Annotated in this window: 18 protein-coding genes; 7 read left to right on the top strand and 11 right to left on the bottom strand. The window is 59.2% G+C overall.

The genetic code is table 11. The features are described from left to right. Window positions 1-8: 8 nt before the first annotated feature. Window positions 9-1,610, bottom strand: a complete 1,602-nt coding sequence (locus HCK03_RS14560; RefSeq protein ID WP_123551421.1) for an ABC transporter substrate-binding protein — start codon at window positions 1,608-1,610, stop codon at window positions 9-11. A gap of 269 nt (window positions 1,611-1,879) precedes the next feature. On the opposite strand from HCK03_RS14560, the gene HCK03_RS14565 reads away from it, so the two are divergent. Beyond that, window positions 1,880-3,313, top strand: coding sequence for an aldehyde dehydrogenase (locus HCK03_RS14565; protein WP_134525817.1), 1,434 nt, complete (start codon window positions 1,880-1,882; stop codon window positions 3,311-3,313). Window positions 3,314-3,341: 28 nt separating this feature from the next. Here HCK03_RS14565 and HCK03_RS14570 read toward each other — a convergent pair whose 3' ends face one another. Both HCK03_RS14570 and HCK03_RS14575 read right to left on the bottom strand, forming a co-directional pair. Continuing rightward, window positions 3,342-4,091 (bottom strand): alpha/beta fold hydrolase, encoded by a 750-nt coding sequence (locus tag HCK03_RS14570; RefSeq protein WP_167691802.1) that lies wholly within the window; start codon window positions 4,089-4,091, stop codon window positions 3,342-3,344. Window positions 4,092-4,161: 70 nt separating this feature from the next. Continuing rightward, window positions 4,162-4,335, bottom strand: a complete 174-nt coding sequence (locus HCK03_RS14575; RefSeq protein WP_148249824.1) for a GhoT/OrtT family toxin — start codon at window positions 4,333-4,335, stop codon at window positions 4,162-4,164. Between the two features lie 191 nt (window positions 4,336-4,526). On the opposite strand from HCK03_RS14575, the gene yncL reads away from it, so the two are divergent. Beyond that, window positions 4,527-4,622 carry a stress response membrane protein YncL gene (yncL, locus tag HCK03_RS14580; protein ID WP_071844919.1) on the top strand — a complete coding sequence of 32 codons (96 nt, stop codon included), beginning with the start codon at window positions 4,527-4,529 and terminating at the stop codon, window positions 4,620-4,622. A 51-nt stretch (window positions 4,623-4,673) separates the two neighbouring features. Here the strand turns inward: yncL and HCK03_RS14585 are convergent, their stop codons facing one another. Then, window positions 4,674-4,967 (bottom strand): hypothetical protein, encoded by a 294-nt coding sequence (locus tag HCK03_RS14585; RefSeq protein WP_167691803.1) that lies wholly within the window; start codon window positions 4,965-4,967, stop codon window positions 4,674-4,676. A gap of 617 nt (window positions 4,968-5,584) precedes the next feature. Here HCK03_RS14585 and HCK03_RS14590 point away from each other — a divergent pair. Further along, a complete protein-coding gene (locus HCK03_RS14590; RefSeq protein ID WP_095097533.1) occupies window positions 5,585-5,707 on the top strand; it encodes a small membrane protein in 123 nt (40 codons plus the stop codon). Window positions 5,708-6,360: 653 nt separating this feature from the next. Here the strand turns inward: HCK03_RS14590 and patD are convergent. From patD to HCK03_RS14620, 6 genes are all read right to left on the bottom strand, one after another. Then, on the bottom strand, window positions 6,361-7,785 hold the full coding sequence (patD, locus tag HCK03_RS14595) for an aminobutyraldehyde dehydrogenase (protein WP_167691804.1): 1,425 nt from the start codon (window positions 7,783-7,785) through the stop codon (window positions 6,361-6,363). Window positions 7,786-7,807: 22 nt separating this feature from the next. After that, complete coding sequence (locus tag HCK03_RS14600; RefSeq protein WP_041145353.1) at window positions 7,808-8,614, bottom strand: ABC transporter permease; 807 nt, start codon at window positions 8,612-8,614, stop codon at window positions 7,808-7,810. Then, window positions 8,604-9,533: an ABC transporter permease gene (locus HCK03_RS14605; protein ID WP_167691805.1), complete on the bottom strand. Its 930-nt coding sequence runs from the start codon at window positions 9,531-9,533 to the stop codon at window positions 8,604-8,606. Before HCK03_RS14605 ends, HCK03_RS14600 begins: the two co-directional genes overlap by 11 nt. Window position 9,534: 1 nt before the next feature. Further along, window positions 9,535-10,548: an ABC transporter ATP-binding protein gene (locus tag HCK03_RS14610; protein ID WP_041145351.1), complete on the bottom strand. Its 1,014-nt coding sequence runs from the start codon at window positions 10,546-10,548 to the stop codon at window positions 9,535-9,537. A gap of 17 nt (window positions 10,549-10,565) precedes the next feature. Next, on the bottom strand, window positions 10,566-11,711 hold the full coding sequence (gene ydcS, locus HCK03_RS14615) for a putative ABC transporter substrate-binding protein YdcS (RefSeq protein WP_041145350.1): 1,146 nt from the start codon (window positions 11,709-11,711) through the stop codon (window positions 10,566-10,568). Between the two features lie 300 nt (window positions 11,712-12,011). Beyond that, on the bottom strand, window positions 12,012-13,430 hold the full coding sequence (locus tag HCK03_RS14620) for an aminotransferase-like domain-containing protein (RefSeq protein ID WP_041145349.1): 1,419 nt from the start codon (window positions 13,428-13,430) through the stop codon (window positions 12,012-12,014). A 314-nt stretch (window positions 13,431-13,744) separates the two neighbouring features. Between HCK03_RS14620 and HCK03_RS14625 the strand changes: the two genes are divergently transcribed. From HCK03_RS14625 to HCK03_RS14640, 4 genes are all read left to right on the top strand, one after another. Then, window positions 13,745-15,142 (top strand): cytochrome ubiquinol oxidase subunit I, encoded by a 1,398-nt coding sequence (locus HCK03_RS14625; protein WP_115192872.1) that lies wholly within the window; start codon window positions 13,745-13,747, stop codon window positions 15,140-15,142. Then, complete coding sequence (gene cydB / locus HCK03_RS14630; protein ID WP_041145347.1) at window positions 15,142-16,152, top strand: cytochrome d ubiquinol oxidase subunit II; 1,011 nt, start codon at window positions 15,142-15,144, stop codon at window positions 16,150-16,152. The genes HCK03_RS14625 and cydB overlap by 1 nt, the downstream gene beginning before the upstream one ends. After that, window positions 16,152-16,277, top strand: a complete 126-nt coding sequence (locus HCK03_RS14635; protein ID WP_071844918.1) for a DUF2474 domain-containing protein — start codon at window positions 16,152-16,154, stop codon at window positions 16,275-16,277. Before cydB ends, HCK03_RS14635 begins: the two co-directional genes overlap by 1 nt. Window positions 16,278-16,439: 162 nt before the next feature. Continuing rightward, the gene (locus HCK03_RS14640) at window positions 16,440-16,673 is read left to right on the top strand and encodes a DUF2554 family protein (protein ID WP_041145346.1); all 234 of its coding nucleotides are present in this window, start codon (window positions 16,440-16,442) and stop codon (window positions 16,671-16,673) included. A gap of 12 nt (window positions 16,674-16,685) precedes the next feature. On the opposite strand, the gene HCK03_RS14645 is transcribed toward HCK03_RS14640, so the two are convergent. Next, a complete protein-coding gene (locus HCK03_RS14645; protein WP_041145345.1) occupies window positions 16,686-18,650 on the bottom strand; it encodes a peptidase U32 family protein in 1,965 nt (654 codons plus the stop codon). Window positions 18,651-18,690: the final 40 nt, after the last annotated feature.

Below are 18,690 nucleotides of genomic sequence, written 5' to 3' on the forward strand. Positions count from 1 at the left end.
CTTGTGGCTTAATTCAGTTTTACCTTCGAAAAATCGCTGCCCATCAGGCTCACGCTATAGCCGCTGACGTTGCTGCGCGTGGCGTAGAAGGTTTTGCCCGTTGCCAGGGTAATCCACGGCGCCTGCTGATAAAAAATCTCCTGCGCCTCGCCGTACAGCTTGGCCCGCGCCTGCGGATCGCTGACCAGCAGCGCTTTTTTCACCAGCGCGTCGTAAGACTTATCGCACCAGCGGGCAACGTTAGAGCCGGTTTTGATGTTATCACAGCTTAAAAGCGTGCCGGCAAAGTTGTCCGGATCGCCGTTATCCGACATCCAGCCAAACAGGGCGCTGTCGTGTTCGCCTTTACGCATCCCGGCGAGATATTCACCCCACTCGTAGCTGACGATTTTAGCCTTGACGCCAACCTTGTTCCAGTCGCTCTGAATCATCTCCGCGATGCGGCGGGAGTTCGGGTTATACGGCCGCTGAACCGGCATCGACCACAGGGTGACCTCTGCGCCATTTTCCAGGCCGGCCTGCTTGAGCAGCGCTTTAGCCTTCTGCGGATCGTAGTCGTAGTCCGGGAGATCTTTCTTATAGCCGAGCATATTGGCCGGCAGCGGCGATTTCGCCACGGTGCCGGAATCGAGGAATACCGCTTTAACGATCGCCTGCTTGTCCGTCGCGTAGTTCAGCGCCTGACGCACCAGCAGGTTATCGAACGGCTTTTTCTCGGTGTTAAACGCCAGATAGCCGACGTTCAGCGCCTCAACCGAGTGCAGCGCCAGATCCTTATTGCCTTTGATGACCGGGAACTGCACCGGTGAAGGCGCCGGAATGATCTGACACTCGTTGGTTTGCAGCTTCGCCAGCCGCGTCTCAACGTTTGGCGTGATTGAGAAAATCAGATGCTTTGTTGGCACCTCGCCTTCCCAATAGTGCGGATTGGCAATATAGCGGATCTGGGAATCCACCTTATACTGCTGCAGCGCGTACGGGCCGGTACCGATAGGCCAGGTATCGACGTACTCCGGGGTGCCCTTTTTCAGCATCGCGTCGCCATACTCCGCGGAGAGAATGGAGGCGAAATCCATCCCCCAGTCGGCGAGGAAAGCGGCATTGGGCTCAGACAGCACGAACTGGACGTGATAATCGTCGAGCTTTTTCACCTCTTTGATCAGCTTATCCAGCCCGACGTCGTGGAAGTACTCGTAGCTGCCCTGGGAAACGTTATGGTACGGGTGTTTTGCATCCTGCTGGCGCAGCACCGAGAAGAGCACGTCGTCGGCGTTGAAATCGCGGGTCGGCTTGAAGTATTTATTGCTGTTGAACTGAACGCCTTTGCGCAGGGTAAAGGTCCAGGTTTTGCCATCCGGCGAAACGGTCCAGTCGGTGGCCAGCGAAGGAACCGGCGTATTTTTCTGCGGATCGAAGGTAATCAGGCGGTTGTAGAGCACCTGCGAGCTGGCCACAAACGAGGGGCCGGAGCTGGCTATCTGCGGGTTGAAGGATTCCGGCGAGGCTTCGGAGCAGTAGACTAGCGTATCGTTACCGGCCGCCGAGGCCGCAGCGGCCGGCAGCAGCAGCGCGCTCAGCGCCAGAGCAAGGCGAGTTTTCCCTGTAGACATGGTTATAAACCTTATTAATTTGTTATATGCCCTCTAATAACAGCACAGCAGGAATCAACCGGCAAATAATCAATCGGTATCAGGTTATGCTGAAAACGCCGTTTTCGCCGATTTATTCAACACTCGCCGCCTTTTTGCACCGTTTAATCGGCTGAAGTTGTGAACTGCCTAAAAAGCTTGAAAAATAGCGTGCGATAACCGCCCTCTCTGCCCCGCGAAATCTCCCCGCCCGGTACACTCGGAAAAACGCGAAAAGATGAGGTTTCCCGATGAGCTTAACCTGCAGCCTGTACACCAACGGCCGGTGGCACGACGCCGACGGCGGTGCCACCTTTACTCGCAGCCATCCGCTGAACGCAGAGGCGCCCTCCACCGCTGCTGCCGCGAGCCTCGCCGACGCCCGGCGCAGCGTTGAGGCCGCGGCCGCGGCATTCCCACAATGGCGCGATACTCCCCCTGGCGAACGCCGCCGCCTGCTGCTGAGCGCTGCCGAACAGATGCTGCTGCGCGAAGCCCGCTTTATTGCCGCTATGGCGGCAGAAACCGGCGCAACGGCGCACTGGTCCGGCTTTAACGTCCATCTGGCCGCCGATATTCTGCGCGAAGCCGCCGCGCTCACGACCCAGATTGAGGGACAGATAGTGCCGTCAAACGTGCCGGGAAATCTGGCGATGGCCGTGCGCCAGGGCGCCGGCGTCGTGCTCGGGATGGCGCCGTGGAACGCGCCGCTGATCCTGGCGACGCGGGCGATTGCCACTCCTCTGGCCTGTGGCAACACGGTGATCCTCAAGGGTGCCGAGCTGTCGCCCGCCTCTCAGGGATTAATGATTGAGGCCCTCGCCGCTGCCGGCTTCCCCGACGGCGTGATCAACTATCTGACCTGCGCGCCTGAGGATGCACCGGCGTTGGTCGAGTCGCTGATTGCCCATCCCGCGGTGCGGCGGGTCAATTTTACCGGCTCCACGCCGGTGGGCAGGATCGTTGCCCGCACCTGCGGCCAGCATCTGAAGCCCGCGGTACTTGAGTTGGGTGGTAAAGCCCCGCTGCTGGTGCTCGATGACGCCGATCCCGAACAGGCGGCTGCGGGTGCCATATTTGGCGCTTTCGCCAACGCCGGGCAGATCTGTATGTCAACCGAACGCATTATCGTCGACCGCGCGATTGCCGATGAGTTTGTCGCACTCATCAGCCGCCGCGCGGCGAACCTGCCCGCCGGTTTGATCGGGCCGGTCGTCGATATGAAGACCGTGACGCGCTGCAATGCGCTGATTGACGATGCGCTGACAAAAGGCGCCAGGCTGCTGTGCGGCGGCAAAGCCACGTCGGTGCAAATGGATGCCACCCTGCTGGACGGCGTCACCCGCGACATGCGCATCTGGAGCGAGGAGTCGTTTGGGCCGGTGAAAGCGATTATCCGCGTCAGCGGTGAAGAGGAAGCCCTGGCCGTCGCGAATGAGAGCGAATACGGGCTTTCATCGGCAGTATACAGCCGGGACAGCGCCCGGGCATGGAACGTCGCGCAGCGCTTACAAACGGGGATTTGCCACATTAATGGCCCCACCGTTCACGATGAGGCCCAGATGCCGTTCGGCGGCTGTAAATCCTCCGGCTACGGGCGCTTCGGCGGGCGCGCAGGCGTTGACGAGTTTACCGAACTGCGCTGGATAACCCTGCAAATGCAGCCCCGCGAGCTGCCGTTTTAACCCATTCCGCCGGCTGGCGTCGACAGCCTCAGCAGCCGCTGGCGATCGCGGCCGCCAGCGCGGCAGGATTTTCCCAGGCCATCGAATGCCCGGCGTCGGGCACAACCCGCAGCGCGATCCCTTGCGCGACGACGTCCTCGGCTTCCTGTGCCGGGAGCGACAGCTCGCCATAGATAAGCGTCTTCGGACAAGAGAGCCGGCAAAAAAGGGTGAACCACGATGGCGTTACGCCGCAGACCAGGCTGCTTGCCCCTCTCAAGACGGCCCAGGGGGCGCTGTTCTGCAGGCACCCGGCCCAGGGCGAAGACTCCGCCGCCAGCATCTCAGCATAGCCTCTGGCGACAAACGCCGCTTCGCTCTGCGCGGCAATCGCCCGGCTGTATATCCCGCCGCCGGCGTACAGGTTGGGCTCGGCCACCAGCAGCGCGAGCACGCGTTCACCTAAGCGTTCAGCCGCCTCGATGGCAATACTGCCGCCCATGCTATGGCCGTACAAATAGCAGCGCGACAGCTGCAGGTGGTCAAGGAGTTCTACCACCACCTGCGCCTGCTCCGTGGTGCTGTAACCAAACTCAGCGGGTTTATCGCTGTAGCCGTAGCCCGGCAGATCGATAAGCACCACCCGTCGCCCGCTCAGCGCGGGATCGGCAGCCACTCGAGGATAATCGTACGAGGAGGCGCACCCCAGACCGTGGATAAAAACGATCGGCTCGCCATCGCCGGGCAGATCGAGCCAGCGCACGGTGGCGCCGGCCAGAGAGGAGAAGAAACCGTTCATAGATAAGCTCCCGCCAATAAATACTGTGCTTTTATACAGTATTGCTTGACGAATGCCAACGCTTTCTGCATCAGAATAGCGAAACGAGGAGCGCGGTCGGGAAGCTAAACGGCCAGGTTGCACCGATCAGCAGCGCGGCCAGCAGGCGAATCAGACGGCTCTCGTTGGTTAAAAACCAGCTGATAACGGCGCAGATAAATCCCATCACCGCATAAAAAATCAGCATCTTTTGATATAGGGTCATTCTTAGTCCTTCCCTGAAAACGCCTTTACGACGCGCCTCTTTCAACTGCGGAAAGCGGACCAGAGATTAATGCATGACAATGTAAAAATGCTGCGCGTAGCCGACAGAAAACGCCCGATTCATCCTTGTCTGATAGCACATCCTGTGACCTCGTACTATACCTGTAAGGGCTTACTCATAAAGGTGGCGTTATGGATGTTTCCAGCAAAACCGTAATTCTGATTAATGTCGGCGCAGCATTTGCGCTTATTAGCCTGTTATCCGTTCGTTTTGGTTGGTTTTACTGATTTATTTCTCAGCAAAGAAACCTAAAAAAGCAGCCTTAATGGGCTGCTTTTTTACGATTTGATAGCGACCGTATGGGCGGCTTCCGCCTGTGAAGTAGCCTGCAGCACGGCGATAGCCTTGAGGTTCTCAGGGTTATACGCCGGCAGCGGATTGATCTTTTCGCTATCCCATTCGGCGGCGAGACAGACGGCTTCACTTGCCCCCTGCTGTTCGCAATCTAAAACACGCTGAGCGGGCAAGTTGCCATAGAGAATGGCGCTGGCGCAGGCCACCAGCACAAAAAATGCTATGTTTTTCAAAACAAAATCAACTTCAAAGTAACAAATTATGACAAATTTTCGCATGGCCTCCCCGTTAAAGTCAAACGCCAAACGGCCGCAAACATTTAATAGATACAAACTTGATCTAACCATTAACATTAATTAAACATTAACTTTAATTAATAAAGTCGTTGCTAAGAAATAAATCTGAAATACATTTCGCCAATACTGCTGATACGCTTAAAAAAAGAGCCCGGGGCGGCGCATGGGCTGGCAAATAGCATTACAAAATAAATGGATATAGAAAGTTAGGATGCCAGGGAAATAAATTAACCGCACTTTTTCAGAAAAACGATCCTCCTCAACCAGAGATCCGCCCTTTGCCGTCAGGAAGTATCAGATTATGCTTAAAAAATCAGCATAAACTCACGTCTAAAGACAACTAACAATAATGTATGACGAAGCGTTCTATTAGCGGAAAATGCGATACTTCTTAAATCTCGTTTTGCTGGCGGAGCGACAACTATGCCGACAACCTCAAGGTTGGTGCGGCCTTAAGCCGATCCCTGGCGTCCTGACCTGCCGGCGCTTCATTTGAAACGGAACAAATACTATTTGCGTTATCTCAAGGATGAATTTACATTCATAATCATTGGTTATGAATAATTTTCCAGTTGCTCATTTTAAATTTGAGGTGGTATATGTCCGGGATTGCCGTGCTTATAGTGGCGTTAATATTGCTGGTTATCGCAGTCTACAATCTTATTTCTTACGTGCGCGAACGCCGTCAGTCAAGCCTGCCGAGTAAGAAGAATAAACGCTAGGCACATGGATTTACCTGCCTGAATAGTATCGGCAATAGCGAACACTTTATTTACCCTGCCCTTTTGTGCGTATTAGCTCGCGCGCTTAGCTGCGTGAGAGCGTTGCGCCGCTGCACCCTCTTTCAGACATTGATGGTGTAGACCGCCCCTTCCCTGCTCCCGCTGCCCGTTTTTATATTTCCCGCGCTAGCGCTGCCGCCTGCTGAGTATTGCAAAGTGGCCCAGGGTTACGCGCATCGGGAAAACGGCGAGAACCCGGGCGCATCCAGAACCGTCCGCCAGGGCAAAATAGCGGGCGCGTTTTGAACGATGCACACCTCAGCCTCGCTGGGGTGAGTCCCCTGGAGAATAGGCGCATGGCGGCCAGCGAGGCCGGTTGGGACGAAGGCGCAAAAAAAGCCCCTGCACTGTTAATGCAGAGGCGAGGATATTTGCGAGCCCCATCCGGCGCTTATCTCCGGCACTCATCATGGCTTAGCTCTTGAAGGGGCGTAAGAATAATCTCATATCACTGCGCCATTTGTCTTAGCAATTCCTGCCATTGATGACTATTAGCACGCTAACATGATTGCAGGGTGATTATTGCGCCCCCGCGCCTGCGGTTTGTCGCCGCCGACGGGCCTGAACGGGCCCCGTCGGCGGCGTGCTGCTCATCAGTGCTTGATCATCACGTGGCGCACGACGGTGTAGTCCTCCAGGCCATACATCGACATATCCTTCCCGTAGCCCGACAGCTTTTGCCCACCGTGCGGCATTTCGCTCACCAGCATAAAGTGGGTATTCACCCAGGTACAGCCGTACTGCAGGCGCGCGCTGAGGCGATGGGCTCTGCCGACATCCCGGGTCCACACCGACGAGGCCAGACCATACTGCGAATCGTTGGCCCACGTCAGCGCCTGCACCTCATCGCTGAACGCGGTGACGCTGACCACTGGGCCAAACACCTCGCGCTGGACAATATCATCCTCCTGCTTCGCCCCGGCCAGCAGCGTCGGCTGGTAGTAGTAGCCTTTCCCCGGCGCTCTGCTGCCGCCGGTCACCACTTTGATATGCGCCAGCGCGCGCGCGGCGTCGACGGCGGCGCTCACCCGATCGAGGTGCGCCTGCGAGCTGACCGGCCCCAGCTCCGTCGCGCCATCCTCCGGCGGGCCGATTTTCAGGCTGGCAACGGCGGCCCCCAGTTTCTCCACCAGCTGGTCATAAATGCCCTGCTGAGCGTAGATGCGGCAGGCGGCGGTACAGTCCTGGCCGGCGTTATAGAAACCGAAGGTCCGCACGCCCTCCACCACCGCGTCAATATCCGCGTCGTCAAAGACGATAACCGGCGCCTTACCGCCCAGCTCCATATGCGTACGCTTAATCGAGGAGGCCGTATGGCCAATGATATGCGCGCCGGTGGCTATCGACCCGGTCAGCGAGACCATCCGCACCTTATGATGGCCGGTCAGCGGATCGCCAACGGTTTTGCCGCGGCCAAACAGCACGTTGAGGACGCCGGCCGGGAAGATGTCTTTTGCCAGCTCGGCCAGCTTCAGCGCAGTTAGCGGCGTAATCTCTGAAGGTTTAATCACCACGCAGTTCCCCGCCGCCAGCGCCGGGGCCAGCTTCCAGGCCGCCATCATCAGGGGGTAGTTCCACGGCGCGATGGAGGCCACTACCCCAACCGGATCCCGGCGGATCATCGAGGTATGCCCTTCAAGATACTCACCGGCGGCCATTCCGGGCAGGCAGCGCGCGGCACCGGCGAAGAAGCGAAACACATCCGCCACCGCGGGCAGCTCGTCGTTAATCACGCAGTGCAGCGGCTTGCCGCAGTTCAATGACTCCAGTTTGGCGAGGGTATCCGCATGGGCGGTAATCACGTCCGCCAGCTTGAGCAGGCACTCCGCGCGGGTTTTCGGCGTGGTCTGACTCCAGCTGACAAAGGCCAGATCCGCCGCCTCAACGGCCGCATCCACCTGGGCCGCCGTCGCCTCCGCAATCTCCAGCAGGGCTTCACCATTAGCAGGATTGAATACCGGCACCAGTTCGCCTTCACCCGCCACTAATTCGCCGTTGATCAAAAGGTTATGTTGCATAGTATGATCCTGTACACGTCAGTTATTTGCCGTTTTCAGCGCTTGTGTCGCCGTCACGGGTGAGCCACCAGGCTCCTAAAATCGGAATGGTCGTCACCAGCATCACCAGCAGCGCGACAACGTTGGTTATCGGCACATCGCGCGGGCGTCCCAGCTGATTCAGCAGCCATAGCGGGAGCGTGCGCTCGTGTCCGGCGGTAAAGGTGGTGACGATTATTTCATCAAACGACAGCGCAAACGCCAGCATTCCTCCGGCCAGCAGCGCCGACCCCAGGTTGGGCAACACCACGTAGCGGAAGGTCTGCCAGCCCGTAGCGCCTAAATCCATCGACGCCTCCACCAGGCTCCAGGAGGTCCGGCGAAAGCGGGCGATCACGTTGTTAAAGACCACCACCACGCAGAAGGTGGCGTGCCCGACAACGATGGTAAAGAGACCCGGTTCGAGGTTAACCGCCTTAAACGCCGTCAGCAGCGCCAGGCCGGTAATGATTCCCGGTAGCGCGATGGGTAACAGCAGCAGCAGGGACACGGCGTTCTTGCCAAAAAAAGCGCTGCGCCACAGGGCTCCTGCAGCCAGCGTGCCAAGTACCAGCGCAATAGCGGTCGATAGCGCGGCAATCTTCAGTGACAACGTCACTGATTCGATGATATCGCCCCGCCCGGCCGCTTCGCTAAACCAGCGCAGCGTCAGGCCCTGCGGCGGAAAGCTGAAGGCAGCGTCTTCGGTGTTAAAGGCGTACAGGGCGATGATCAGCAGCGGAAAATGCAGGAAGATAACCCCGCCCCAGGTCGCTATTTTCAGGAGCAGCGGCGCGCGTTCAGAGTGCATCAAACGCTCCCAGGCGTTTAACAAACGCCAGATAGAGGGCAATCAGGACAATCGGCACGAGGGTAAACGCCGCCGCCATCGGCATATTGCCAATCGCCCCCTGCTGGGAATAGACCATATTGCCGATAAAAAAGCCCGGCGGCCCCACCAGCTGCGGCACGATAAAATCGCCCAGCGTCAGCGAGAAGGTAAAAATCGACCCGGCGGCAATACCGGGAATGGCCAGCGGCAGCACCACGTGGCGAAAGGTTTGCCGCGGCCGGGCGCCGAGGTCGGCCGACGCCTGCAGCAGCGACGCCGGTATACGCTCCAGCGCTGCCTGCACCGGCAGGATCATAAACGGCAGCCAGATATAGACGAAGACCAGGAAGCGGCCCAGCCCCGAAGTCGACAGCGTATTGCCGCCCACCGCCGGGATCGTCAGCAGCAGATTCAGCGCGCCCTCCAGCCCAAGGTGGCGAAGAAACCACTGCGCCACGCCATCCTTTGCCAGCAGCAGCGTCCAGGCGTAGGCCTTAACGATATAGCTGGCCCACATCGGCAGCATGACGGCGATATAGAAAAATGCCTTCATCTTGCCGCTGGTGTAGCGCGCCATATACCACGCCATCGGCAGCGCCAGAACCGCGCTGGCCAGCGTGACCGCCAGCGCCATCACCAGCGTGCGGATAATAATGTCGTAGTTGGCCGGGTTAAACAGCGCCTTGAGATTAGCCAGCGTCAGGTCGGTAGTGACCGACATGGTGAAATCGTCGAAGGTGTAGAAGCTTTGCCACAGCAGCGTTAGCAGCGATCCCAGATAGACGATACCAAACCACATCAGCGGGCCAAGCAGCAGTAAAAACAGCCCCAGCGAGGGCCGGCGCCAGAATAGTCCTGACAGGCGGCCGGAAGGCGCGTTGGCGATGAGCGTTGTCATATCAGCCACCGTTATCCAGAGAGACCATCGCCGCGCGCGACCAGGAGGCCAGCACCCTTTGCCCCGCCTGCGGCGCGCTCAGCGCAGCAGCACCGTCGCTATTGGCCTGGCTCACCAGCAGCCTGCCGCCCTCCGCCAGCTTTAGCTCGATTCGCGTTGCCGCGCCCTGATACTGCACCGCCTGCACCACGCCCTCGACCTGAACCTCGCCACCGCCGTTGAGCCGGATATGTTCCGGACGCAGCGACCAGCTGCCCGCCATGCCGCATAGCCGGGCCGAAAGCTCGGCGTCAAAGACGTTGGCCGTGCCGACGAACCCGGCGACGAAGGCCGTTTTCGGCCGCAGGTAGAGATCGTGCGGCGCGTCGACCTGCTCGATGCGCCCGTGATTAAACACCGCCACCCGGTCGGACATCGACAGCGCTTCGCCCTGGTCGTGGGTGACAAAAATAAAGGTGATCCCCAGCGCCTGCTGCAGCTTTTTCAGCTCCAGCTGCATCTGCTCACGCAGTTTTAAATCCAGCGCCCCCAGCGGCTCATCCAGCAGCAGCACCCGCGGCTCGTTAACCAGCGCGCGGGCAATCGCCACCCGCTGGCGCTGGCCGCCGGAGAGCTGGGAGGGTTTGCGCGCGTGGACAAAGTCGAGGGCCACTTTTTCCAGCGCCTCCTGCGCGCGGCGGTGGCGCTCTTTTTTACCAATCCCCTTCACCATCAGCCCGTAGGCGACGTTATCGAGGATCGACATATGGGGAAACAGCGCGTAGTCCTGGAAGACGGTATTGACGTCGCGCTGCCACGGCGGCAGCTCGCTGGCCTGCTGGCCAAAAATGGCAATCTCCCCGCCGGAGAGCTGTTCAAAACCGGCAATCAGCCGCAGGCAGGTGGTTTTGCCGGAACCGGACGGCCCCAGCATCGAGAAAAACTCGCCGTCGCGGATGGCAATGCTTACGCCATCCACCGCGCGCACGTCGCCATACAGCCGCGAGACGTTATGGAACTCTACCGCATACGTCATTTCACGCCTCCGGCCGCTCAGCGGCCGCCCATAATCGCGATATAGTCCTGAGTCCAGCGGCTGTAAGGGACGAACTTGCCGCCTTCCGCAATCGGGGTCTTCCAGAAGGCGATTTTGGCGAACTGATCATAGCCGTTGGTTTCGCAGCCTTTTTCTCCCAGCAGCGCGCTGGCTTTACAGCCCTGCGGCACCACCGGCAGCGAACCGAACCACGCCGCTACGTCGCCCTGAACCTTCGGCGTCAGCGACCAGTTCATCCATTTATAGGCGCACACCGGGTGCTTAGCGTCGCTGTGCAGCATGGTGGTATCCGCCCAGCCGGTCACTCCCTCTTTCGGGAAGACGGTGGCGATAGGCTGGCCTTCAGCCTTGAGGCCGTTGGCCTGATACGGCCACGCGCTGGAGGCGACCACGCCTTCGTTTTTGAAGTCGCTCATCTGCACGGTGGTGTCGTGCCAGTAGCGGTGAATCAGCCCGCGCTGATCGCGCAGCACCTTCAGCACCGCCTGGTACTGCTCCTCGGTAAGCTGATAGGGGTCGGTAATACCGAGCTGTGGCTGGGTGGCCTTGACGAACAGCGCCGCGTCGGCGATATAGATCGGGCCGTCGTAGGCCTGCACCCGGCCCTCGTTGCTTTTACCGTCGCTAAGATTTTGTTTTACAAACACCACGTTCCAGCTGTCCGGCGGGGTCGGGAACACTTTGGTGTTGTACATCAGCAGGTTTGGTCCCCACTGGTAGGGCGTACCGTAGACTTTACCACCCACGTTGAACCACGCGCCTTTCTCCACCCGCGGGTCGAGGGTCTTCCAGTTGGCGATCAGCGCCGGATTAATCGGCTGCACGCGCTTGCCCATAATCAGGCGCAGCGACGCGTCGCCGGAGGCGGTCACCAGGTCATAGCCCCCTTTCGCCATCAGGCTGACCATCTCATCAGAGGTGGCGGCGGTTTTAACGTTGACCTGGCATCCGCTCTCTTTTTCAAACTGGGTAACCCAGTCGTAGTTTTTATCCGTCTGACCGCGTTCGATATATCCCGGCCAGGCAATGATATCCAGCCGGCCTTCGCCTTTATCCAACGATGTCGGCGGCTCGGCGGCCTGCGCGGTCAGGAAGGCCATACCCAGCACACAGAGGCTGCCACGGGCAATTTTTTTGCTCATCGGGTGTTACTCCTGTCACAACAAAATTAGCGGCAGCCGTGCCGTAAAAATATCTCCCTTAATAACAGTAGACGGCGCGCTATGCCCCTCACGGGAAATTTATTCAGGTTGTGACAAGGGGCGCATTCCGTAAAAATCGGCAAAAGCTGGACAACAATATGGATTATAGACAAGGAGTTAGGGACAGAGAATGGGTATGCGAATTTCCTATGATCGATACCGGTAAAATAATGACCGGTATCGTTGGATGATAATATTTAGTTATTTTCCGCGAGGCGTTAAGTCGTAGAAAAAATAAGTCTAAGGCTCAGCCAGCAGCTCACGAATAAGCTCGCCCAGGCGTTTAACCCCCTGCTCTTCTCTCTCCCCCCAGCCCCAGGCGGTATTGAAGCGGAAGAATGAGGTCCAGCTGGCGGTGGTGGAGAACATTTTTCCCGGCGCAATGCTGATGTTGTCGCGCAGGGCGCGCGCGCTCAGCTCCCCGGCATCGGCGCCCGCCGGCAGCTCAAGCCAGAGAAAGTAGCCGCTGTCGCTATGGTGGATTTTGACTTCGGCGGGCAGATGGCGCAGCAGCGCTTGCCAGGCCTGCTGCTTGCGCTCGGCCAGCTGACGGCGCAGGCGCCGCAGATGGGCGTCGTAGCGGCGGGTCGACAGATAGTCCACCAGCGCCATCTGCATTGGCGAGCTGGTCGACAGCGTGCTCATCAGCTGCAGCTGCTGAATGCGCCGGGCGTGTTTGCCGGCGGCCACCCAGCCGATGCGAAAGCCCGGCACCAGGCATTTGGAAAAGGAGCTGCAGTGAAGCGTCATATCCTGGCGGTCCCAGAATTTGGCAGGCAGCGGCTTCTCGCGACCAAAATAGAGCTCGCTGTAGACGTCATCTTCAATCAGCACCACGTTGTAGCGCGCCAGCAGCTCGACCAGCCGCGCCTTTTTCTCCGCGCTGAGGGTAAAGCCGAGCGGATTCTGGCCGTTGGTCATCAGCCAGCAGGCCTTCACCGGATAGCTCTGCAGCGCCTGCTCCAGCGCCGCCAGATCGATCCCCTCTTTGACGTCCGTCGCCACCGACAGCGCTTTCAGCCGCAGCCTTTCCAGCGCCTGCAGCGCGCCGTAGAAGCAGGGATTTTCCACAACCACCCAGTCGCCCGGCTCCGTGACCGCCTGCAGGCTGAGGTTGAGCGCCTCCAGCGCGCCGGCGGTGATCACTATCTCATCCGGTGAAATGTTCATTCCCTGCAGCGCGTAGCGGCGGGCAATGGCGTGGCGCAGCTCGTCGTTACCCGGCGGCAGGTTTTCAATCACACTCATCGCCGTTGCGGTTTTGCTGACCTGCGCCAGGGAGCGGTTTAGCTGCTGGAGCGGAAACAGGCGCGGGTCGGGAAAAGCGGAGGCAAAAGGCAGCATCGAGGCCTGGCGACTGGCCTGCAGCACTTCAAAAATGTAGGTATTAATGTCCACCGATTCGTGCCGGGTCACCTGCGCCGGCGGCGCCGGCTGGCGCGACTTAACCGGCTTAGGCGCAACGTAGTAGCCCGACTGCGGACGAGCGATAATCCGCCCCTGGCTCTCCAGCAGCTGATAGGCGTGGCTGACCGTCATAAAACTCATTCCGCTGCTGACAACCTGCTCGCGCAGCGAGGGCAAGCGGTCGCCGGGCTGCCAGACGCCGAGCGCAATCTGTTCGGTCAGCTGCTGTGCCAGCTGTTGGTACTTTTTCATAGGTGAGCCCGCGGATGAACGTTGTGGCCTATAGTATAACAGCTGATAAATAATGGCAGTTTATAAAAACTGTTATGCACTAAGCCTGCGGGCGATCTTTTAACCCGCCGCTGCGTCGTGTGGATACTGCGCCGCAGCGGGGCAGCGTTTATCCCAACGTCGGCTATTCCCGCAGACCATTCGGCAGCGGCGGCTGAGAAAAATCCATAACAGTCACCCGACTGTTATGGGAAAAAAGAGCCTTTCTGCCTCTGCAACCAAAGGCAGGCGACGCCTAAAATTGCGCTGAATCAATTTTTATTGCGGAGCACTGCATGTTTGGTCTTGATGCATTCCACCTGGCGCGAATTCAATTCGCCTTTACCGTGTCGTTTCATATTATCTTTCCCGCCATCACCATCGGGCTTGCCAGCTATCTGGCGGTGCTGGAAGGGCTGTGGTTAAAAACCAAAAATCCCGTCTGGCGATCGCTGTACCACTTCTGGTCGAAAATTTTCGCCGTCAACTTCGGCATGGGCGTCGTCTCCGGGCTGGTGATGGCCTATCAGTTCGGCACCAACTGGAGCGGTTTTTCTGAGTTCGCCGGCAGTATTACCGGGCCGCTGCTGACCTATGAGGTGCTGACGGCCTTCTTCCTCGAAGCCGGGTTCCTCGGCGTGATGCTGTTCGGCTGGAACCGCGTCAGCCCCGGCATGCACTTCTTCGCCACCTGCATGGTGGCGACCGGGACCATAATCTCCACCTTCTGGATCCTCGCCTCCAACAGCTGGATGCAGACGCCACAGGGCTTTGAGGTGGTCAACGGCCAGGTGGTGCCCGTCGACTGGTTTGCGGTGATCTTCAACCCCTCATTCCCCTACCGCCTGCTGCATATGTCGGTCGCGGCCTTCCTCAGCAGCGCGCTGTTCGTCGGCGCCTCGGCGGCATGGCATCTGCTGCGCGGCAATCAAACTCCGGCCATTCGCGCGATGTTTTCGATGGCCCTGTGGATGACGCTGATCGTCGCCCCCATCCAGGCGATGATTGGCGATATGCACGGTCTGAACACGCTCGAGCATCAGCCGGCAAAAATTGCCGCCATTGAGGGACACTGGGAAAACCGGCCGGGGGAACCGACGCCGCTGCTGCTATTCGGCTGGCCGGATATGCAGCAGGAGCGCACCCGCTACGGCCTCGAAATCCCGGCGCTCGGTAGCCTGATCCTCACCCACAGCCTCGATAAACAGGTACCGGCGCTGAAGGAGTTTGCGCCAGAGGACCGCCCCAATTCGACCATTGTATTCTGGTCATTTCGCCTGATGGCCGGCCTCGGCATGCTGATGATCCTGCTCGGCGCGCTGGCGCTGTGGCTGCGCTACCGCCGGCGGCTCTACCACTCGAAGCCCTTCCTGCGCTTTGCGCTTTGGATGGGGCCATCGGGGCTGATTGCCATCCTCGCCGGCTGGGTGACCACCGAGGTGGGCCGCCAGCCGTGGGTTGTCTATGGCGTGCAGCGCACCGCCGACGCCGTTTCCGCCCACGGCGACCTGCATATGACCATCAGCCTGCTGACGTTTTTCGTGGTCTACAGCTCGGTCTTTGGCGTCGGCTATAGCTATATGCTGCGCCTGATCCGCAAAGGCCCGCAGGAGGTCAATCCGCCGGTAAGCGGCACCCCGGCGCGTCCGCTTTCCGCCGCCACCGGCAATATTGAGCATAAGGAGTCCCATTAATGGCTATCGACCTGTCGGTAATCTGGTTTGCCATCATCGTTTTCGCCACCCTGATGTATATCGTCATGGATGGCTTCGATTTAGGGATTGGCATTTTATTCTGCACCATCCGCGACCCCGAGGATCGCAACGTGATGGTGAACAGTGTGGCCCCGGTGTGGGACGGAAATGAGACCTGGCTGGTGCTCGGCGGCGCGGCGCTGTTCGGCGCCTTTCCGCTGGCCTACGCGGTCATTATCGACGCGCTGGCGATCCCGCTGACGCTGATGCTGGTTGGCCTGATCTTTCGCGGAGTGGCCTTCGAATTTCGCTTCCAGGCCACGCCGTCGCACCGGCCTTTCTGGGACCTCGCTTTTCTTGGCGGTTCCCTGCTGGCGACCTTTGCCCAGGGCGTGGTGGTCGGCGCGGTCATTAACGGCTTCCCGGTCAGCGGCCGCGCCTTTAGCGGCGGTATGCTCGACTGGCTTACGCCGTTCACCCTGTTTTGCGGCCTGGGGCTGACCATCGCCTACGCGCTGCTGGGCGCCAGCTGGCTGGTGATGAAAAGCGAGGAGCCGCTGCAGGAAAAAATGCGCGGCGCGTCGCGGGCCCTGCTGCTGGCGCTGCTGGCGGTGATGGCCGCTATCAGCCTGTGGACCCCGCTGGCGCAGCCCGCTATCGCCGCGCGCTGGTTCAGCTTACCGAACCTCTTTTTCCTGCTGCCGGTTCCGCTGCTGGTGCTGGCACTCAGCGTCTGGCTGTGGCGGGCGTTAGGCAGCCACGACCATCACGCGCGCCCTTTCCTGCTGACGCTTGGGCTGGTGTTCCTCGGCTTTAGCGGGCTGGGGATCAGTATCTGGCCGCATATTATTCCGCCGGCCATCACCCTGTGGCAGGCCGCCGCGCCGCCGCAGAGCCAGGGATTTATGCTGGTAGGCGCGGCGCTGATTATTCCGGTGATCCTCGGCTATACCTTCTGGAGTTACTACGTATTCCGCGGCAAAGTGCAACACGGTGAGGGGTATCATTGATGAATCGATTATGGCTTAAGCAGATAGTCTGGATGGTTGCGCTGTGGGGCGGCAGCGTGCTGGCGCTGGCGGCGGTGAGTATGGGTTTTCGCCTGTTAATGACCGCTGCCGGGCTAAAAGTCTAGCGTTTTATCTTAACCGTCAATCAACCGGCAGCGCATCTGCCGGTTTTTTTATCTTCCGTCAGCCGGCGCTGACAGAGCCTTTTCCCTTCTTTGACTGGCGTAGAAAAAAGCTCAACAACCAGCAGGCATAGTGGCTGCACTCGCCCCCATACGGAACAGGATATGATCAGGAGATGCGTTGCGACGCTGCTGCTGCTGTGTGCGCTCTTTTCCGGCCACCTGCTGGCCCGTCAGCAGGGACACGACTACTTCCCGGTCCCCAGCCTCGAACAGCGGCTGCTGCACGAGGCCGATTGCGACGAATTACGCAGCCAGTACGACGATGCGGCGTCGAACCTGCGCGAACAGCACCGCTGGCAGAACGCCCGCCGGGCTAAAACCTATTCCCGCAGCTAATCCCGGCGTCGATCAGGCGCCTTTGCGTTTGGGCAAGGTTTTCAGCAGCTCGTCCGGGCTGACGGAGGCAACGATGCTCCCCGGAAGCGGCATTTTCAGAATATGGTTCTTCATTTTGCCCACCACGTGCATTTCGCAGGGACGGCAGTCAAACTTCAGCGTCAGCACCTCGTCGCCGTGGATCAGCTGCATCGGCGTAGCTTTCCAGCTCTTAATCGAACCTTTAGCCTGTTTCGGACACAGGTTAAAGGCAAAGCGCAGGCAGTGCTTGGTGATCATCACCGGCACGTCGCCTTTCTCTTCGTGCGCTTCATAGGCGGCATCAATCAGCTTCACGCCGTAGCGCTGATAAAACTCGCGCGCCTTGTGGTTATAGACGTTCGCCAGGAACGAGAGATGGGTTTCCGGATAGACCGGCGGCGGCACGGACACCGGCTTGCGCTGGCCGCGAGGCACGGCGTCCAGGCGCGCCCGATCGAGACGCTCTACCGTTTCACGACGCAGCTGATTGAGCAGGCCGTTGGGCACAAACAGCGCACCGGGCAGCGCTATCTCAACGTTGCGGGCGAAATAGATGGTCTGGCCTAATTTCGCCACCCCGTCGCGCAGGTTGGCCAGCGCCTTATCGGCCTGGGTCGCTTCGGCAAACTCACCGTCGAGGGTGTGGGTCACGCTGACGCCATCCTCGCAGGTCATCGTCAGCACCAGCTGTTCCTGCCAGCCGCTGAGGGTGATATCTACCGCAATCCGCCGCTCGCTGGAGGTCTTTTGCAGCGCCTGCTGCCAGTTGTGGTCGAGGTTGCGGTTCAGCGCCTGATGCGGGCGCGCCTTATAGAGATCTGCCGGCATTTCGTTTGGCCATACGCGGTAGCGGTTTTCACCGGTTTTCTCTACCGTATTGGCGCGAAAACCGACAATTTCGCGCTTGATCATCACGTTCAGACCATCGCCGTTGGTCAGCGCTTCGCTCACCTCAACGTCAAGATGGTCCTTGCCCACCTTCAGCACTTCGCCCACCGGCAGGCCGATAAACTTCGGCGAATCGAACGCGCCGATATCCCCTTTACGCGCGTTAACGAAGTAGTCGGTGCTGCCGCGATGGAAGGTTTTATCCGTGGACGGCACGAAGAAATGCTCGGTACGTCCGGCAGAGGAGCGCGCAAGATCGCCCCGGTCTTCAATGATTGCGTCCAGCATCTGACGATAGTGGGCGGTAATGTTCTTCACGTAGCTCATGTCTTTGTAGCGGCCCTCAATCTTGAAGGAGCGCACGCCGGCGTCGATCAGCTGGGCCAGGTTGGCGGTCTGATCGTTGTCTTTCATCGACAGGAGGTGTTTCTCATAGGCCACGACCCGGCCCTGGTCATCTTTCAGGGTATACGGCAGGCGGCACGCCTGAGAGCAGTCGCCGCGGTTGGCGCTGCGGCCGGTCTGCGCGTGGGAGATATTGCACTGCCCGGAGTAGGCGACGCACAGCGCGCCGTGAATAAAGAACTCAATCGTCGCGTCGGTGTGTTCGTAGATGGCCTTGATCTGCTGCAGATCCAGCTCGCGCGCCAGCACTATCTGGCTGAAGCCGACGTCGGAAAGAAACTTCGCTTTTTCAACGCTACGGATATCGCACTGGGTGCTAGCATGCAGCTCAATCGGCGGGATATCCAGCTGCATCACCCCCATATCCTGCACGATCAGCGCATCAACGCCGGTTTCATACAGGTCGGTAATCAGGCGCTGCGCGGGCTCAAGCTCATCATCATGCAGGATGGTATTCAGCGTCACAAAAATCTTCGCACCGTAGCGATGGGCGAAAGGCACCAGTTCGGCGATATCGCTGAGGCTGTTGCTGGCATTGTGGCGCGCGCCAAAGCCCGGTCCGCCGATATAAACCGCGTCCGCACCGTGTAAAATAGCTTCACGGGCGATCCCGGCATCGCGGGCAGGGCTAAGAAGTTCAAGATGATGGTTTTGCAGGCGCATACGATCGTCGTTATCCGTTATAGGGGGCGAAATGGCGGCT

This window comes from Klebsiella terrigena (assembly GCF_012029655.1).
GTDB classification, from domain to species: Bacteria; Pseudomonadota; Gammaproteobacteria; order Enterobacterales; family Enterobacteriaceae; genus Klebsiella; species Klebsiella terrigena.

Coding starts and splice junctions, on each gene's coding strand:
- HCK03_RS14610 (WP_041145351.1), bottom strand. CDS start 10,548: ATGACGTATGCGGTAGAGTTCCATAACGTCTCGCGGCTGTATGGCGAC.
- HCK03_RS14640 (WP_041145346.1), top strand. CDS start 16,440: ATGATCAGGAGATGCGTTGCGACGCTGCTGCTGCTGTGTGCGCTCTTT.
- HCK03_RS14560 (WP_123551421.1), bottom strand. CDS start 1,610: ATGTCTACAGGGAAAACTCGCCTTGCTCTGGCGCTGAGCGCGCTGCTG.
- HCK03_RS14645 (WP_041145345.1), bottom strand. CDS start 18,650: ATGCGCCTGCAAAACCATCATCTTGAACTTCTTAGCCCTGCCCGCGAT.
- HCK03_RS14600 (WP_041145353.1), bottom strand. CDS start 8,614: ATGCACTCTGAACGCGCGCCGCTGCTCCTGAAAATAGCGACCTGGGGC.
- HCK03_RS14625 (WP_115192872.1), top strand. CDS start 13,745: ATGTTTGGTCTTGATGCATTCCACCTGGCGCGAATTCAATTCGCCTTT.
- yncL (WP_071844919.1), top strand. CDS start 4,527: ATGGATGTTTCCAGCAAAACCGTAATTCTGATTAATGTCGGCGCAGCA.
- HCK03_RS14585 (WP_167691803.1), bottom strand. CDS start 4,967: ATGCGAAAATTTGTCATAATTTGTTACTTTGAAGTTGATTTTGTTTTG.
- HCK03_RS14565 (WP_134525817.1), top strand. CDS start 1,880: ATGAGCTTAACCTGCAGCCTGTACACCAACGGCCGGTGGCACGACGCC.
- HCK03_RS14590 (WP_095097533.1), top strand. CDS start 5,585: ATGTCCGGGATTGCCGTGCTTATAGTGGCGTTAATATTGCTGGTTATC.
- patD (WP_167691804.1), bottom strand. CDS start 7,785: ATGCAACATAACCTTTTGATCAACGGCGAATTAGTGGCGGGTGAAGGC.
- cydB (WP_041145347.1), top strand. CDS start 15,142: ATGGCTATCGACCTGTCGGTAATCTGGTTTGCCATCATCGTTTTCGCC.
- HCK03_RS14620 (WP_041145349.1), bottom strand. CDS start 13,430: ATGAAAAAGTACCAACAGCTGGCACAGCAGCTGACCGAACAGATTGCG.
- HCK03_RS14575 (WP_148249824.1), bottom strand. CDS start 4,335: ATGACCCTATATCAAAAGATGCTGATTTTTTATGCGGTGATGGGATTT.
- HCK03_RS14570 (WP_167691802.1), bottom strand. CDS start 4,091: ATGAACGGTTTCTTCTCCTCTCTGGCCGGCGCCACCGTGCGCTGGCTC.
- HCK03_RS14605 (WP_167691805.1), bottom strand. CDS start 9,533: ATGACAACGCTCATCGCCAACGCGCCTTCCGGCCGCCTGTCAGGACTA.
- HCK03_RS14635 (WP_071844918.1), top strand. CDS start 16,152: ATGAATCGATTATGGCTTAAGCAGATAGTCTGGATGGTTGCGCTGTGG.
- ydcS (WP_041145350.1), bottom strand. CDS start 11,711: ATGAGCAAAAAAATTGCCCGTGGCAGCCTCTGTGTGCTGGGTATGGCC.